17 protein-coding genes are annotated in these 16,974 nt (G+C 45.2%); all 17 read left to right on the plus strand.

Annotation, left to right across the window (positions count from 1 at the left end; translation table 11 throughout):
- Nucleotides 1-92 precede the first annotated feature (92 nt).
- Nucleotides 93-1,424, plus strand: coding sequence for a uracil-xanthine permease family protein (locus ACYQ5K_RS15110; protein WP_330586061.1), 1,332 nt, complete (start codon nt 93-95; stop codon nt 1,422-1,424).
- On the plus strand, nt 1,425-2,213 hold the full coding sequence (gene yqeB / locus ACYQ5K_RS15115; RefSeq protein ID WP_459777863.1) for a selenium-dependent molybdenum cofactor biosynthesis protein YqeB: 789 nt from the start codon (nt 1,425-1,427) through the stop codon (nt 2,211-2,213).
- A 129-nt stretch (nt 2,214-2,342) separates the two neighbouring features.
- A complete protein-coding gene (locus ACYQ5K_RS15120) occupies nt 2,343-3,380 on the plus strand; it encodes a molybdopterin-binding protein (protein ID WP_459777864.1) in 1,038 nt (345 codons plus the stop codon).
- Nucleotides 3,381-3,384: 4 nt separating this feature from the next.
- Nucleotides 3,385-4,281, plus strand: coding sequence for a molybdate ABC transporter substrate-binding protein (gene modA / locus ACYQ5K_RS15125; protein ID WP_330585925.1), 897 nt, complete (start codon nt 3,385-3,387; stop codon nt 4,279-4,281).
- 12 nt (nt 4,282-4,293) lie between these two features.
- Entirely contained in the window at nt 4,294-4,998 is a 705-nt protein-coding gene (gene modB, locus ACYQ5K_RS15130; RefSeq protein ID WP_117556011.1) for a molybdate ABC transporter permease subunit, read from the plus strand.
- On the plus strand, nt 4,992-6,041 hold the full coding sequence (locus tag ACYQ5K_RS15135) for a sulfate/molybdate ABC transporter ATP-binding protein (RefSeq protein ID WP_178024418.1): 1,050 nt from the start codon (nt 4,992-4,994) through the stop codon (nt 6,039-6,041). The genes modB and ACYQ5K_RS15135 overlap by 7 nt, the downstream gene beginning before the upstream one ends.
- Before the next feature lie 56 nt (nt 6,042-6,097).
- Nucleotides 6,098-6,772 carry a Crp/Fnr family transcriptional regulator gene (locus ACYQ5K_RS15140; protein ID WP_178024420.1) on the plus strand — a complete coding sequence of 225 codons (675 nt, stop codon included), beginning with the start codon at nt 6,098-6,100 and terminating at the stop codon, nt 6,770-6,772.
- A 94-nt stretch (nt 6,773-6,866) separates the two neighbouring features.
- On the plus strand, nt 6,867-7,280 hold the full coding sequence (gene zapA, locus ACYQ5K_RS15145; protein ID WP_173687604.1) for a cell division protein ZapA: 414 nt from the start codon (nt 6,867-6,869) through the stop codon (nt 7,278-7,280).
- A gap of 98 nt (nt 7,281-7,378) precedes the next feature.
- Nucleotides 7,379-9,793 carry a U32 family peptidase gene (locus ACYQ5K_RS15150; protein WP_173687603.1) on the plus strand — a complete coding sequence of 805 codons (2,415 nt, stop codon included), beginning with the start codon at nt 7,379-7,381 and terminating at the stop codon, nt 9,791-9,793.
- A gap of 8 nt (nt 9,794-9,801) precedes the next feature.
- Nucleotides 9,802-11,334, plus strand: a complete 1,533-nt coding sequence (locus tag ACYQ5K_RS15155) for an FtsW/RodA/SpoVE family cell cycle protein (protein WP_459777865.1) — start codon at nt 9,802-9,804, stop codon at nt 11,332-11,334.
- 76 nt (nt 11,335-11,410) lie between these two features.
- Nucleotides 11,411-12,748 carry a peptidoglycan D,D-transpeptidase FtsI family protein gene (locus ACYQ5K_RS15160; RefSeq protein ID WP_459777881.1) on the plus strand — a complete coding sequence of 446 codons (1,338 nt, stop codon included), beginning with the start codon at nt 11,411-11,413 and terminating at the stop codon, nt 12,746-12,748.
- Between the two features lie 20 nt (nt 12,749-12,768).
- Nucleotides 12,769-13,095 carry a hypothetical protein gene (locus ACYQ5K_RS15165; RefSeq protein ID WP_459777866.1) on the plus strand — a complete coding sequence of 109 codons (327 nt, stop codon included), beginning with the start codon at nt 12,769-12,771 and terminating at the stop codon, nt 13,093-13,095.
- Complete coding sequence (locus tag ACYQ5K_RS15170; RefSeq protein ID WP_459777867.1) at nt 13,092-14,207, plus strand: DUF2953 domain-containing protein; 1,116 nt, start codon at nt 13,092-13,094, stop codon at nt 14,205-14,207. The genes ACYQ5K_RS15165 and ACYQ5K_RS15170 overlap by 4 nt, the downstream gene beginning before the upstream one ends.
- 36 nt (nt 14,208-14,243) lie before the next feature.
- On the plus strand, nt 14,244-14,651 hold the full coding sequence (locus ACYQ5K_RS15175; RefSeq protein WP_173687599.1) for a GerW family sporulation protein: 408 nt from the start codon (nt 14,244-14,246) through the stop codon (nt 14,649-14,651).
- Between the two features lie 55 nt (nt 14,652-14,706).
- The gene (locus ACYQ5K_RS15180; protein WP_173687598.1) at nt 14,707-14,844 is read left to right on the plus strand and encodes a hypothetical protein; all 138 of its coding nucleotides are present in this window, start codon (nt 14,707-14,709) and stop codon (nt 14,842-14,844) included.
- 186 nt (nt 14,845-15,030) lie between these two features.
- Entirely contained in the window at nt 15,031-15,774 is a 744-nt protein-coding gene (gene rpsB / locus ACYQ5K_RS15185; RefSeq protein WP_044999249.1) for a 30S ribosomal protein S2, read from the plus strand.
- A gap of 45 nt (nt 15,775-15,819) precedes the next feature.
- On the plus strand, nt 15,820-16,752 hold the full coding sequence (gene tsf, locus ACYQ5K_RS15190; RefSeq protein WP_044999250.1) for a translation elongation factor Ts: 933 nt from the start codon (nt 15,820-15,822) through the stop codon (nt 16,750-16,752).
- Nucleotides 16,753-16,974 lie beyond the last annotated feature (222 nt).

The raw sequence follows: 16,974 nt of genomic DNA on the forward strand, positions 1-16,974 counted from the left end.
TGCCGAATTGTCATTGAAAACCAATCGTGCTATCATAGATACGATAGCTTTGACAACGAAAGTTGTAAGTGGGTAGAGAAGGAGGCAAAAAAGTGAGTACGAAGAATAGTAATACTTCACAGGAACTATTTAACCTTAACGGAAAACCATCCTTTGGTCAGGCACTTCCGCTGGCATTCCAGCATGTAGTGGCGATGATCATTGGCTGTGTTGCGCCGGCGATCATTCTTGCCGGTGTGTCCGGACTTTCAGAATCAGACACGGTTGTCCTGATTCAGGCATCTCTTGCAATGTCAGCGATTTCGACATTCATTCAGCTTTTTCCGTTTATCAAATTTAAGTCTTATCAGATAGGAGCCGGGCTTCCGGTTATTATGGGAATCAGCTTTGCGTATGTGCCGATCATGCAGTCAATTGCACAGGATGCAGATGTTGGAACAATACTTGGTGCACAGATCGTGGGTGGTATTGTTGCGATCATTGTAGGAATATTTATCAAACAGATCCGTCATCTTTTCCCGCCGCTGGTTACGGGAACGGTTGTATTTGCAATCGGACTTTCGCTGTATCCGACCGCGGTCAATTATATGGCAGGTGGAACAGGAAGTGCGGATTATGGTTCATGGCAGAACTGGCTTGTTGCGATCATCACTCTGGCAGTCGTAACAGGATTGAATCATTTTGGAAAGGGCTTTTTAAAGCTTTCTTCCGTTCTGATCGGAATCATAGTTGGATATGTAGTTGCGCTTGGCTTTGGAATGGTGGATTTTTCTTCCGTATTAACGGCAAAATGGGTACAGTTCCCACAGCCGATGCATTTCGGAATTAAATTCGAGCCATCCTCATGTGTTGCGATTGCGGTATTGTTTGCAATCAGCTCCATTCAGGCAATCGGAGACTTTTCAGCAACGACGACCGGAGGAATGGACCGTATGCCGACGGATGAGGAATTAAGCGGTGGTATCATTGGTTATGGAGTCAGCAATATTGTCTGCGCATTTTTCAGCGGACTCCCGACAGCGACCTACAGTCAGAATGTCGGAATCGTAAGCTCTACGAAAGTAGTAGCAAAGAGAGTGTTTGGAATTGCAGCGATGATCATGCTGGTTGCAGGAATCATGCCAAAGATCGCCTACATTCTTCTGACTATTCCGTCATGTGTGCTTGGAGGCGCAACAATTTCTGTATTTGCAATGATTTCCATGACGGGTATCAAACTGATCAATAATTCAAAGATGAATTATAGAAATACATCCATCGTAGGACTTGCCATTGCACTCGGAATGGGTGTGACACAGGCAAATGCAGCACTGGCACAGCTTCCTGCATGGGTAACAACCATTTTCGGTAAATCACCGGTTGCACTGTCTACTCTGGTTGCAGTGTTCCTGAACCTGGTTTTACCAAAGGAGAAAGAAGAGTAAATGAAGATCCTGATAAGAGGAGCCGGGGATCTTGCCACGGGAATTGCAGCAGAGCTGTGGGAAAGAGGATATCAGATCCTGATGACGGATGTTGCCATTCCACTCACCGTCAGGCGTGAGGTGGCATTTTCAAGAGCGGTGTACGAAGAACATGCAGTGGTAGAAGGAATGGAAGCAGTTCTTGCCGGAAATTTTGAAGAAGCAGAAAGAATTATGGCAACGCGGAAAATTGCTGTCATGGTGGATGAAAAAGCAGAAGTGCGGAAAGAATATCTGCCGGATGTACTGGTTGACGGAATCATGGCAAAAAAGAATCTTGGGACCCGGATCAGTGACGCTCCTCTTGTTATTGGTATCGGACCGGGCTTTACGGCAGCCGGAGACTGCCATTTTGTGATCGAAACGCAAAGAGGTGAGCATCTGGGCGAGGTGATCCGCGAGGGAAGTGCAATCCCCAACACCGGAATTCCGGGAAATGTTGGCGGCTATACGGTGGAACGCCTTTTAAAGGCATCCGCAGACGGAATCATGCATCCGGTCGCGCGAATTGGTGATGTGGTGAAAAAAGGGCAGATTGTTGCAAGGTGCGGAGATGAACCTGTCTATGCGAGGCTCCACGGGATTGTCCGTGGGATGCTCCAGGAAGGCGTACCGGTCAAAAAAGGACTGAAGATCGGAGATGTGGATGCAAGGATAGAGGAAAAACTTTGTTATACGATTTCGGATAAAGCACGAAAGATCGGAAACGGAGTTGCGGAAGCAATCGATTTTGTCTATAAAACAAAATAAAAAAGTTGTCTGGACAACTTATTTATCCATCCTTTTTATGGTAGAATATAAAAAGGTTTGGGCAGAATACCTGCCGTAGTGACGGCAGGTATTTTTATGCCATAATCCATATAAAGTGAGGAACAAAAAATGAAACTGGTAAGAACAGAAGATGCAGTGGGGCAGGTGCTGTGCCATGACATTACACAGATCATTCCGGGAGTTGTAAAGGATGCGGTTTTCCGGAAGGGGCATATTGTTACCGAAGAAGACATTCCGGTACTTTTATCTGTGGGAAAAGAGAATCTTTATATCTGGGAAAAACAGGAAGGCATGCTTCATGAAAATGAGGCAGCTGAGATCTTGCGTCAGATCTGTCAGGGTGAGCATATGCATCCTTCCGGGGTGAAGGAAGGAAAGATCGAACTGATCGCCGACTGTGAAGGAGTATTGAAGATCAATACCGAAAAGCTGAATGCGGTGAACAGTCTCGGTGAGATGATGATCGCCTCCAGACATGGAAATTTTCCGGTGAAAACCGGAGATAAGATTGCAGGAACAAGGATCATTCCGCTTGTGATCGAAGAAGAAAAGATGCAGAAAGCCTGTGAAGTGGCAGGAAAAGAACCGATTTTCCAGATCCTTCCGTATCAGAAGAAAAAAGCGGGAATCGTAACGACGGGAAGCGAAGTGTATTATCACCGGATCGAGGATAAATTTACTCCGGTTGTGATCGACAAACTGAAAGAATGTGGCGTTACAGAGGTGAAGCAGATCCAGTGCAACGATGATCATGAGATGATCACAGAGGCAATCCAGACTTTGATCGAGGATGGTCTTGACCTGATCGTCTGTACCGGTGGAATGAGTGTGGATCCGGATGACAGGACTCCGCTTGCAATCAAAAATGCCTGTACGGAAGTGGTGACTTATGGGGCACCGGTTCTTCCGGGAGCTATGTTTATGCTTGCTTATTATGAAAAAGAAGGCAGGCAGATTCCGGTCATAGGTCTTCCGGGATGCGTGATGTATGCAAAACGGACGATTTTTGATCTGGTTCTTCCAAGGATTATGTGTGATGAAAAGCTGCATGAAAAAGATTTCCAGATTCTTGGACAGGGAGGACTTTGTCTGTCCTGTCCGGTGTGTACGTTTCCAAACTGTGGATTTGGAAAAGGAGGATATTAAAATTATGAGAAAGAATAATTTATTTAAGAAAACAGTGGCAGCAGGTCTGGTTCTGCTGATGACAGCATCACTTGCTGCATGTGGCGGTAAAAAGACCGACACAAAAACAGAAGACAAAAAGACAGAAACAAAGGCTGATAAAGAAGAGGATGTAGAGCTTCAGGTATTTATCGCAGCCAGCCTGAATACAGCAATGACAGATATTGCAGAGCGTTATGAAAAAGAGCATCCGAATGTGAAGATCGTCTATAATGCAGACAGTTCAGGAACTCTGCTGACACAGATCGAAGAAGGATATGAGTGTGATCTGTTCTTTTCCGCAGCACAGAAACAGATGGATCAGCTTGAGGCCGATGGACTGGTAGTAGAAGGAACCCGCCATAATGTAGTGAACAATCAGGTAGTTGTTATCACATTAAAGGACAGTGGTACAGCAGTAACCGGGCTTGAAAACTTAAATGAGGCAAAGAGCATTGCACTTGCAGGCGGAAGTGTACCAGTTGGAAAATACACCCGTCAGGCGTTGATGAATCTCGGAATTCTGGACAAAGCAGACGATGCGTCTACCATTACAACAGAACAGGTTTCTGAAGCTCTTGGTGGAGCAGAGATCAGTGAGCAGGCAAATGTAAGCAAGGTGTTGATCGCAGTTACAGAGGGTGCATGCGAAGTTGGAACAACTTATTATTCAGATATATACGGATACGAGGATCAGATCAAGATCCTTCAGACAGTAAGCTATGATCTGACAGGTAACGTGATTTACCCGATCTGCCGTGTAGAAAATAAAGAGGCAGATGATGCAAAGAAAAAAGCAGCCGATGATTTCCTTGCATATGTAACATCCGATGACACAAAGAAGATCTTTGACAGCTACTATTTCGATACAAACGTAGAGTAAAAGAGGAACGATATGGAAGAAATAAGACAGATCCTTGCAGGGCTTGACTGGAGTCCGCTTTTCATTTCAATCAAAACAGGAATCGCAGCAACGATCGTGTCATTCTTCCTGGGAATATGGGCAGCAAGAAAGGTGCTGAAAGCGAAGACGGGCCTCAGGGCAGTGCTGGATGGAATTCTGACACTGCCGCTGGTGCTCCCGCCGACGGTTGCAGGATTTTTCCTGCTGCTCATTTTCAGTACGAGAAGAACCGTTGGATCGTATCTTTATACGACATTTGATATCAAGATCGTACAGTCCTGGGCAGGATGCGTGATCGCGGCAACGGTGATTGCATTTCCACTGATGTACCGGAATGCAAGAGCAGCATTTGAACAGGTGGATGTGAATCTGATCTATGCGGCGCAGACGCTCGGTATGCCGGAATGGAAGATTTTCTGGAGAGTGATCATGCCGGCGGCAGGTCCTGGAGTTGCATCCGGTACAATTCTTGCATTTGCAAGAGCACTTGGAGAATACGGTGCGACCTCCATGCTTGCGGGTAATATTCCCGGAAAGACGGCAACCATTTCCCAGAGGATTGCAATGGTCATCCAGGACGGTGATTATCAGACGGCAGGCGTGTGGGTCGGAATTGTAATCCTGATCGCATTCGGAATAGTAGTACTTATGAATCTGGCATTTGGAAAGGGAATGAAACATACAAAGCAATGGTAGAACTTGAGATAAAAAAACAGTATGGAAAATTCAGGCTGGATGTTGCCTTTAAAAGTGAAAAAAAGCGGATCGGCATTCTGGGTGCTTCCGGATGTGGGAAAAGCCTGACCTTGAAAAGTATTGCCGGGATCGAAAGACCGGAAAAAGGGCGGATCGTGATCGATGGAGTTACTCTTTTTGATGCCGGAAAAAATATTTTTCTGAAGCCGCAAAAAAGGAAAGTCGGTTATCTTTTTCAGAACTATGCGCTGTTTCCGAACATGACTGTGGAGCAGAATATCGGGATTGGATTTACCGGGAACAAAGAAGACAAGCAGAAAATGGTAGAACAGCTGATCCATCATTTCCAGCTTGACGGACTGGAAAAACTTTATCCGTCAAAGCTTTCCGGCGGACAGCAGCAGAGAACGGCACTGGCACGGATCATGGCATATGAACCGGATGTGATCCTTCTGGACGAACCATTTTCAGCACTGGATGCGTATCTTCGGGAGCGGATGCTGACCGAGCTGATGGAAATGCTGAGTGATTATGAAGGTACGGTGATCATGGTGTCCCACAGCAGGGATGAAATCTACAGCTTCAGTGAAGATGTTCTGGTAATTGAAGATGGACATGGGATCTGCCTGGGCTCGGTAAAAGAAGTATTTAATGCACCGCGCTATAAGACAGCGGCAAGACTTACCGGCTGTAAAAATATTGCAGATGTTTGCCGGATGGATGCGCAGACGGTGTATGTGAAAGACTGGGATGTGCAGCTGACTTTTAAAGAACGCACTGTGCCGGAGAATGTGAAGGCAATCGGGATCCGAGCTCATGATCTGATTCCGGTGTATGGAACGTTATCCGTGGCTATGTTGAAAGTCAAAGAATGGAAAAGTGTGGATTATCCATTTGAACGAAAATATTTTATCCAATGCGAGTCGGGATGTGAGGACTTCTGCTGGTTTGTCCAAAGAGAGATTTCTGCCACTCTGGAAGAAAAAGGAATGCCGGATGCACTAGCATTTCCGGAAGAAAAAGTGCTGTTCCTTGAAGGATAGCGTTACAGATGCTATAATGGACAAATAGAGAAAACGGGCAGAAGGTGACAGCATAAATGCAGAAAGAACGAGACAGGGAAGCGATTTACCGGAGCATTTTCTTCTGTGATATGGATCGGAAGAAGGCGGATGAGATCATTAACCGGTTAGGCGGCAGAACCGTAACCTATGACAAGGGCGAAATCATCATAAGAGAAAGAGAAAAACTGAACAATATCGGAATCCTGCTTGACGGGGTGCTCTGTAAAGTGCAGTATTACCGGGATGGAACCGAACAGCTGGTCCAGAAGCTGGTCAGCTCGTTTGTTGTGGGAGTGGAGATTGCGGTCAGTGAAAAAAAGACGAGTCCTTATAATATTTATGCATCGGAACAGGCGCACATTTTCTGGTTCCCTGTACGGGCGATGGAAGAAGAGGGTGTTCTGGATCTGCGTGAGAGGATTGAGTTTTATAAGAAGACGGTTCATTTCCTTGCAAATGAAGATATCCGCAAGTGCAGGAAGATCGAACTGCTGTCGATCAGAGGAATCCGGGAAAGAATCGAGCAGTATCTGAGAATTCAGCAAAGCCGCCACAAAAGCAATGCCTTTGATATTGAATTTAACAGAGAACAGATGGCGAATTATCTGGGGATCAACCGGAGTGTGCTGTCACATGAGTTGAAAAAAATGGAAAAAGAGGGGATTTTGAAGGTCAGAAAGAATCATTTTGAGCTGACTGATAAAGAATAAAACAGAATTTCTGCTGAAAATATCGAAAAATGGTTGGTTTTTATCAGAATATAGTTTATAATGAGAAAAGGATTAGGCGGCAAGGAGGTTCTTTATGGCATCGTCAAAAAATTATACAGAAGTTTTGATAGGCGGCAAAGTATTCACCCTGAGCGGATTCGAGAGTGAAGATTATCTGCAGAAGGTATCCACCTATCTGAACCATAAAATCGAGGAATGTACAAGCAGCGATGGATACCGCAAGCAGAGTGCGGAAGCCAGAAGTGTGCTTCTTGCTTTAAATATAGCAGATGATTATTTTAAAGCCAAGAAACAGGGCGGCGCATTAGAAAGCGACATCGAAGCAAAAGACAAAGAAATGTACGATTTAAAGCATGAACTGATCTCAGTTCAGATCAAGTATGAGAATGCAGAGAAAGCACTGGATAAGTTAAAAGCAGAGAACCAGGAACTGCAGATGAAGATCGTACAGCTTGAAACAGAAATGAAAAATCACCACAAAAAATAGACTGTCCTGAGGCAGTCTATTTTTGATACCGGAGTATTTGATGAAGCTGCAGGTGGCAGCCCTCGGATATGCATGCCGGTTTGGAATAAAGGAGTTATATGAAAGACAGAGTTGAGATTCTTGCACCGGCGGGAAGTATGGAGTGTCTGAAAGCAGCGGTCGCGGCAGGAGCGGACGCGGTATACACTGGCGGCGCTCATTTCGGGGCACGTGCCTATGCCCATAACCTGACGGAGGAAGAACTTTTAGAAGCAATTGATTATGTGCATCTGCACGGGAGAAGACTGTATCTGACGGTAAATACACTGATCAAGGACCGGGAGATGGAAAGACAAATGTATGATTATCTGCTTCCTTATTACAGACAGGGACTGGATGCGGTGATTGTACAGGATATCGGACTTTTCCGGTTTATCCGGAAGCATTTCCCGGATCTTCCGATCCACGCAAGTACCCAGATGACACTTGCGGGAGTTGATGGAGCAAAGTTTCTTGAAAAAGAAGGCGCACAGCGCATTGTTACTTCCAGAGAACTGAGTATGGCAGAGGTGAAGAAGATTGCCGGTGAGACGGAGCTTGAGATCGAAAGCTTTGTCCATGGGGCACTCTGCTACTGTTATTCGGGACAGTGCCTGTTCAGCAGCTTTATCGGTGGCAGAAGCGGTAACCGGGGACAGTGTGCGCAGCCGTGCAGACTGCTCTATCAGACACCGGACGCCAAGAAACCGCAGTATCTGCTGAGTCTTAAGGATATCTGTACTCTGGAACTGATCCCGGAGATGATCGAGAGCGGGATTTATTCCTTCAAGATTGAAGGACGGATGAAGAAGCCGGAGTATGCGGCGGCAGTTGCGTTCCAGTACCGGAAGTATGCAGATCTTTATCTGAAATATTATGAAGAATGCCCGGAGGGAGAAGATCCGGCTGAGTATGCGAAAAAGAGGTACCGTGTCCGTGAGGAAGACAGGCAGATGCTTCTGGATCTCTACAACCGTGGCGGTTTCCATACGGGTTATTATCATACACAGAATGGACGGGAGATGGTTTCCTTAAACCGTCCGAACCATGCAGGAGTGCCGGCAGTAAAGGTACTTGCTAAAAAAGGCAGAACTGTGACGGCAAAAGCACTGACGGATCTGTATCCACAGGATATCATTGAGCTCCCGATGCGCAGAGGCAGGGAAAAGGCAGATAATTATACCTGTAAGGATGCAGTCAGAAAAGGAATGAATGTGCAGATCCCGGTATTTGCAGACACGCCATTCAAGAAGGATGAGATCTGGATGCGTACAAGGAACAGTGCGCTGATCGGAAGACTGCATGAAGAATTTGTGGATGCAAAAGTAAAAGAGCGGATCCGGGGAACTTTCCGGCTGTATCCGCAGGAGACGGCAGAGCTTACTGTACGGTGCCGTGACACAGAAATTACGGTTACGGGCGAGAAAGCACAGGAAGCCTTAAGTCAGCCGATGAGCAGAGAACGGATCGAGAAGCAGCTCCGCAAGACAGGCAATACAGAGTTTGAATTCTCTTTTTTAAAAGTGGAGATCGGAGAGAAAGTATTTCTTCCGATGCAGAGCCTGAATGAGCTTCGCAGGGAGGCTCTGGAAGTGTTGGAGAATGCGATCTGTGAGAAATACCGAAGAGGCAGAGAAGTGGAAGATCCGGAAGAAGACCAGAATGTATTCGCAAAAGAGGAGCCATCTCTTTTGGGATGGACAGCATCGGTAAGAACGGCAGAGCAGATGAAAGTGCTTGTGGAAGAAGAAGCAATCGGAAGAATCTATGCGGACTGTACCATGTTCCCACGGATCTGGGAGAAGGACAGCTATTTGGAATGGATTGCAAAAGCACATGCAGCAGGAAAAGAACTTTATCTGGTAATGCCTTATATTTTCCGGGAGAGAACCAGGAAGCAGTACGAAGGTGCGTATGACCGGATCTTCGGAGCCGGATGGGATGGCGTCCTGATCGCAAATTATGAAAGCTATGCCTTTCTGAAAGCGCATGGCTATACCGGAAAGATCATGACGGATTATAATCTTTATGAATTTAACCAGGAGAGCCGGAAATTCTGGAAGGAAAAAGGTGTTTCTGAATTCACAGCTCCGGTGGAACTGAATGAAAGAGAACTTCAGGATCTCCGGGTGAAAGACGGGGAAGTCATCGTGTACGGTTATCTTCCGATGATGGTTTCCGCAGGCTGCATCCAGAAGACAATAAAGGGATGTCAGCAAAAATCCGGACAGACGACAATAACTGACAGATATCGTAATCCGTTTGTGGTAAAAAATGAATGTGATTACTGTTATAATATCCTTTACAATTATGTGCCGCTGTATCTGGGTGACCGGATGGAGGAGGTATACCGGACTGGTCCGGGACGGATCCGTCTGATGTTTACTACCGAAAGACAGCAGGAGGTAAGACAGATTTTAAGTGCGTACTTTGAAGGAAAAGAGCTTCCGGAGGGAACGTATACCAGGGGACACTGGAAAAGAGGAATAAAGTAGGTGGAATTTTGGTCAATATAATTGTAGAACTGTCAAAATATCTGATGATAGCCCTGATGCTGGTCTATACATTTGAATGTTTTGCGGTGTTTAATTATGCAGATGAGTATACACAGAGAAGTATTTTCCGGAAGCAGAATGTGCTGATGTTTCTGCTTCATATGATCGCATTTCTGGTGATGTATCTGCAGACAAATGAGACAAAGATGGTTGGCTTTTACGGGATGCAGGTGGTTCTGTTCCTGGCGGTCATTTTGCTGTACACAAAAATTTACCCGCGTGTATCACGGCTGGTCGTGAATAATATGTGTATGCTGATGGCGGTCGGTTTTATTATGATCACAAGGCTTTCGTATTCGCTTGCGGTGAAGCAGTTTATCATTGTCAGTATATCGGTTGCACTGAGCCTTGTGATTCCGGTGATTATCCGGAAAGTGAAGGTTCTGTCAGAATGGAAATTATTTTATGCGATCGCCGGTGTTGTCATGCTGGGTGTTGTTATCGTGGTAGGACGTGTGACCGGAGGCGCAATGCTGAACGTGGCGATCGGAGGATTTACCCTTCAGCCATCCGAGCTGGTAAAGATCATTTTTGTATTTTTTGTTGCAGCGAGTCTTAAGGAAGATACTTCCTTTAAAAATATTGTGATCACAACGGCAGTTGCAGCCATGCATGTACTGATTCTGGTCGTATCCAAGGATCTAGGTGCGGCGCTGATCATCTTTGCCGTATATCTGGTGATGCTTTACGTGGCGAGCAGACAGCCCCTTTACGTGCTTGCGGGACTGCTTGCGGGAAGCGGGGCATCGGTTGTGGCGTACAAGCTATTTAACCACGTCCGTGTGCGTGTACTGGTATGGAAGGATCCATTTGCCATTTACAACGAGGGTGGCTATCAGGTGGCGCAGTCTCTGATGGCGATCGGCACGGGAAGCTGGTTTGGAATGGGACTTTTTCAGGGGGCGGCAGATCAGATACCGGTTGCAGAGTCGGATTTTATCTTTTCGGCAATCGCGGAAGAGATGGGACTGATCTTTGCACTCTGTCTGATTCTGGTATGTGTCAGCGTTTATATGATGTTCCTGAATATTGCGATGCAGCTTCGGGACAGCTTCTATAAACTGGTGGCACTGGGACTTGGAACCTGTTATATTTTCCAGACATTTCTGACGGTCGGAGGCGTGACCAAATTCATTCCGTCTACCGGAGTGACACTTCCACTGGTAAGCTACGGCGGAACGTCCGTCCTCAGTACGATCATTATGTTTGCGATTATTCAGGGACTGTATGTATTAAGAGAAGACGAGGAAGAGGACATTGAAAGAAAGAAATTACAGAAACGGCGAACTTCCAGATCTGGATCAGCAGCTGGAGAGTCTGCCCGACGAGAGCGGACATCGCGACCAAAAGAAGAAGGAACAAGGAAAAAGCCGCAGCAGACGACCGGACGGCGAACCGAAGAGAAAGGCCGCACGCAGCAGTCAAAGAGACGGACAGGGGCGTCAGAAGGAAGCACAGGCAGAAAGAAGCGGAGCCAGTAAGAAAAAAGAAAAACGGATGACCAACAAGGAACTGACGAGGGTTACTTATATTTTCGTGACACTGTTTCTTGTGCTGATGGGATATCTGGTTTATTTCAATGTGGTAAAAAGCAAAGAGGTTGTCAACAGCACTTACAATATCCGTCAGGATCTTCTTGCGGATCGTGTGCTGCGCGGCAGTATTACGGATAAAAATGGAGAAGTGCTTGCACAGACTGTGACGAATGATGATGGCTCGGAGACCCGGGAATATCCGGAAGGAGAAGAGTTTGCACATGTTGTCGGATATGCCGCAAAAGGAAAATCCGGACTGGAATCTTCACAGAATTTCAATCTTCTGACTTCAAATGCCTTTTTCCTGGAAAAGCTGGCGAATGAATTTAAAGACCAGAAGAATACGGGAGATACGGTGGTCACAACCCTGGATGTGAACCTGCAGAATGCAGCATATAATGCACTGGGAGATAACAAAGGTGCAGTTGTCGTGATGGAGCCAAGTACAGGGAAGATCCTGGCAATGGTATCGAAGCCGTCTTTTGATCCGAATAATGTTTCGGAAAACTGGGATGCACTGAACAATGACGAGAACAGTTCGCTTCTTAACAGGGCTACACTTGGACAGTATACACCGGGGTCGACATTCAAGCTGGTGACAACACTTGCTTTTATGCGGCAGAATCCAGATTATAACAATTATTCGTTTGAATGTAACGGAGAATTTTCACAGAATGGGGCGACGATCCACTGTTATAACAGTACTGCCCATGGGGAAGAGAATCTGACGGATTCGGTTGCAAATTCCTGCAACTCTTCGTTTTCGAATATCGGGCTGCAGCTGGATAAGGCAGAATGGAGAAAGACTGCCAAACAGATGCTGTTTAACAGCAAGCTTCCGGGTGATGTGAAATATAATGAAAGCAGTTTTCGCCTGAAAACAGATGCAGGAGATGCAGATACGATGATGACTGCAATTGGTCAGGGAGAGACACAGGTCAGCCCGTACCATATGGCGATGATCGTATCGGCGATCGCAAATGGTGGAAAGCTGATGAAGCCGTATCTGGTAGACAAGATCACCAACTATGCCGGAACGACTGTGAAGAAATACATGCCGGAAAGCTGCAAAGAGCTGATGACATCTTCTGAGGCTGCACAGCTTACCGAATATATGAAGGCGGTTGTGGATTATGGTACAGGAGCTGCGCTTTCAGGTGCGTCTTATACTGTGGCAGGGAAAACCGGAACTGCCGAGGTCAGTGAAGATGGAAATACAGTACATTCCTGGTTTGTCGGATTTTCCAATGTGGATAATCCGGAGCTGGCGATCAGCGTCTGTGTCGAGGATGCGGATACGGCGACCATTACTGGTGTCAGTGTCGCAAAGCAGGTGTTTGATTCTTACTATAATAATTAAAGGTCAAGGTGACAGCGCACATGAGGTTTTACAAAAATCTTTATGTCAGCGAGAGCATGACAAAAAAGAAAGAAAAAGTGATTGCAAAACTGAATAAAAAAAAGTATCCGTTGAATACTTATGTGATCACGCTGATCGAAGAAGGGGAAAATCAGCTGGAATTTTATTCGACGTTGATGTTCCGCCAGGGAAGTGTGATCGATGATGACATTTTCGTTGTCGGCATAGCGGGTGGATATGATGATGCGCTGTATCTGGTAGAAGAGATCGCGAAGGAAGTTTATGAAAAAACAGGGGATCTGGATATCCGGTCCTACATCAGAGAGCGGGAGAGGGAAGAAGCATGATTCTACATATCATTGGATTGATTTCGAAGATTATCGGGATTCTTCTTCTGGTGATTCTTGGAATTCTGCTACTTGTGATCGGTGTCCTTCTCTTTGTACCGCTGAGGTATGAACTGCGTGCCGAGTTTCCGGGGAAGCTGGAAGATGCGGAGGGGAATCTTAAGATTTCATGGCTGCTTCATCTGATTGCAGGAAGAGTGGAGTATCGGAACGGCGATGTGAAATGGCAGGGGCGGATTGCCTGGAAGAAGTTGGGAGATGTTCTGGAAGCGGAAGATAAACCGGTGAGAAAGAAGGAGAAAAAGCCGAATGGCAGGAAAAAAGCCGGTGCGGAGAATGCCAGTGAGAGAACGGCGGAAAGAAATGATGCGGTAGATGTAAAGAAGCCGCAGACGCTGCCGGAAAAGAAAGCCGAAAGCGGAACGTATGCAAAGCCAGAGCATGCGGACGTGAAAGATGAGAAGTCCAAAACAGAAACACAAGGAAATCCTGACACGAAGGTGAAAACATTTTTAGAAAAAAAAGAAGAGAATGCTACACCGGAAAAGGAAAGTGAATCCAGAGAAAAAAAGGATGTTCATGACGAGAGAGAATCCGGAAAAGCTCACAAAACTCCACGAAAGCGAAAGAAACCGGTCAAAGCATTTGGAAAAATGATCCGGAGGATCAGTCAGAAACTCCGGAATTTTCTGGAAAAGATCAAATGTACATGGAAGAATTTATGTGATAAAATAAAAAATATCGCAGATAAAAAAGACAAAATTCTGGAGTTTCTGGAAAAAGAAAACCATAAGGCAGCTTTTGCGCATGGCAAAAAAGAGCTGGTATGGGTGAAACGTTTTCTAAAGCCGAAAAAGCTTCGCGTAAAACTGCATTTCGGTTTTGAAGATCCTTATCATACCGGACAAGTACTTGCGCTTTGCGGAATGCTTTACGCGTTTGTTGGAGAAAATATGGATCTGGAACCGGATTTTGAAAAACGGGTACTTGATGGTACAGTTTATATAAAAGGCAGGATCAGGGCAGTTCATATGGCAATATTTGCAGTGAAATTGCTTCTGGATAAGAATATCCGCAGCACCTATCATGATATCAGGGCGTTTAAGTGGTAAATGTTTCGACAGAGAATAACAGGAGGAATCGAAAAGATGGCAGCAGACAATCAGTTTAAAGAGACAGTAGATGCATTATTTAAAGGGATGAACGGAGTGGTTTCATCCAAGACCGTTGTGGGGGATCCGATCCACATCGGGAATACGATCATTCTTCCACTGGTGGATGTATCCTTTGCAATTGGTGCAGGTGCATTTCATGCAGATAAGAAGGACAGAGGAGCAGGCGGACTTGGCGGCAAGATGATTCCAAGTGCAGTGCTTGTGATCCAGAACGGGACAACAAAACTGGTCAATATCAAGAATCAGGATACCATGACGAAGATACTTGATATGGTTCCGGATGTGATCGACCGTTTTAAATCTCCTTCTGAGGATAAGATGACGGAGGAGGATGTGGCAGATCTGTTAAATGAAGCAGATACTCCGGAAAATCAGGAATAGGCGTAAGTTTCCGGCATATATTTATTGTAAAGAAGAGGAAAAAGCAGGAACGAAGATGAAACGGGTATGTGGATTTGCGCTGTTTTTTGTGGCACTAGGTATGGTGATCATGATGTTTATTCCGAGCATATTTATCGGAATCCTGATCGTTCTGCTGTGCCTCCTTGTAGGATATCAGCTTTTTTGCTGCTGATTCTGAAAAAATATGAGAATTGCAGGGAAAACCCTGAAAAAAGCCTTGCGTATGCAGGGCTTTTATGATACAATGCTAACGTTGCAAAAAAACACGTGTGTGGTTTATCCCGGTGGTGCCAAAGCTGAAAAGCATGGTTCGCGGACATAAGCACACGGAAGTAAAAAACCAATGGAGGAAAGAAACATGAGCGTTATTTCAATGAAACAACTTTTAGAAGCAGGTGTTCATTTCGGACATCAGACAAGAAGATGGAACCCTAAGATGGCAGAGTACATCTACACAGAGAGAAATGGTATCTACATCATCGACCTTCAGAAATCTGTAGGTAAAGTAGATGAAGCTTACCAGGCAGTATCTGACATCGCAGCAGAAGGTGGAAAGATCCTCTTCGTAGGAACAAAGAAACAGGCTCAGGACGCTATCAAGACAGAAGCAGAACGTTGCGGAATGTACTATGTTAACGAAAGATGGCTTGGAGGAATGCTTACAAACTTCAAGACAATCCAGAGCAGAATCGCTCGTCTGAAAGAAATCGAAGCTATGTCAGAAGACGGAACATTCGATGTACTGCCGAAGAAAGAAGTTATCGAAATCAAGAAAGAATGGGAAAAGCTTGAAAAGAACCTTGGCGGAATCAAAGAAATGAAGAGAATCCCGGACGCTATCTTCGTAGTAGATCCTAAGAAGGAAAGAATCTGTGTTCAGGAAGCTCACACACTTGGAATCCCGCTGATCGGTATTGCTGATACAAACTGTGATCCGGAAGAACTTGACTATGTAATTCCAGGAAATGATGACGCAATCAGAGCAGTAAAACTTATCGTATCTAAGATGGCTGATGCTGTAATCGAAGCAAACCAGGGCGAAGCTGAAGAAGTTTACGAAGGCGAAGACGTAGAAACAGCTGAAGAAACAACAGAAGAATAATTCGAACAATCCGAAAGATCATATTAAAAGATGGAGGAAAAAATCATGGCAATCACAGCAAGCATGGTAAAAGAATTAAGAGAAATGACAGGCGCTGGTATGATGGACTGCAAAAAAGCTCTGAACGAATCTAACGGAGATATGGATGCAGCAATCGAATACCTCAGAAAGAACGGCGAAGCTAAGGCTGTTAAGAAAGCTGGACGTATCGCAGCTGAAGGTATTGTTATGGCAGACGTTAAAGAAGATAAGACAGCAGCTATCGTAGAAGTTAACTCTGAGACAGACTTTGTTGCTAAGAACGCTGATTTCCAGGCATTCGTAAAAGCAGTTGTTAATCAGGCACTTACTACAAAAGCTACAGATATGGAAGGATTCATGGCTGAAGCCTGGAACGAAGATGCTTCTAAGACAGTTAACGATGCACTTACAGAAAAGATTTCTGTAATCGGAGAAAAGCTCAGCATCAGAAGATTCGAAAAGATCGTTACAGACGGTTGTGTAGTATCTTACATCCACGGTGGCGGACGTATCGGTGTTCTTGTAGAAGCTGATACAGCAGTTGTTAACGACGCTGTTAAAGAAGCTCTGAAAAACGTAGCTATGCAGGTAGCAGCTTTAAATGCTAAGTATGTAAGCCAGGCAGACGTAGATGCTGATTACATCGCACATGAGAAAGAAATTCTTCTTGCTCAGATCATGAACGATCCGAAAGAATCTCAGAAACCGGAAAAGGTTATCCAGGGAATGATTTCCGGACGTATCAACAAAGAGATGAAGGAAATCTGTCTGTTAGATCAGGTATATGTAAAAGCTGAAGACGGAAAACAGTCTGTAGCTAAATACCTTGACGAAGTTGGAAAAGCTAACGGAACAACTATCACTCTGAAGAAATTCGTTCGTTTCGAGACAGGTGAAGGTCTTGAAAAGAAAAATGAAGATTTTGCAGCTGAAGTTGCAGCTCAGATGAACGCATAATCTTACAGTTCGCATAAGAATTTGAACCGTATTATTATCATGTAAATCAACGAAAAACCTTGAATTTCCTATGAAAATGGGATAATTCAAGGTTTTTTTGCGTGTTGGGGAGTAGTGTAACTCCCCAATATTTCCCCAACTTTTGATGTATCATAGCGTGAGACTTCTCAGCTTTCCGTAAAGTGTTATACGGAAAAATTGCTGATTGCTGAAAACGTGTAA

Source organism: Allocoprococcus similis, from assembly GCF_054660775.1.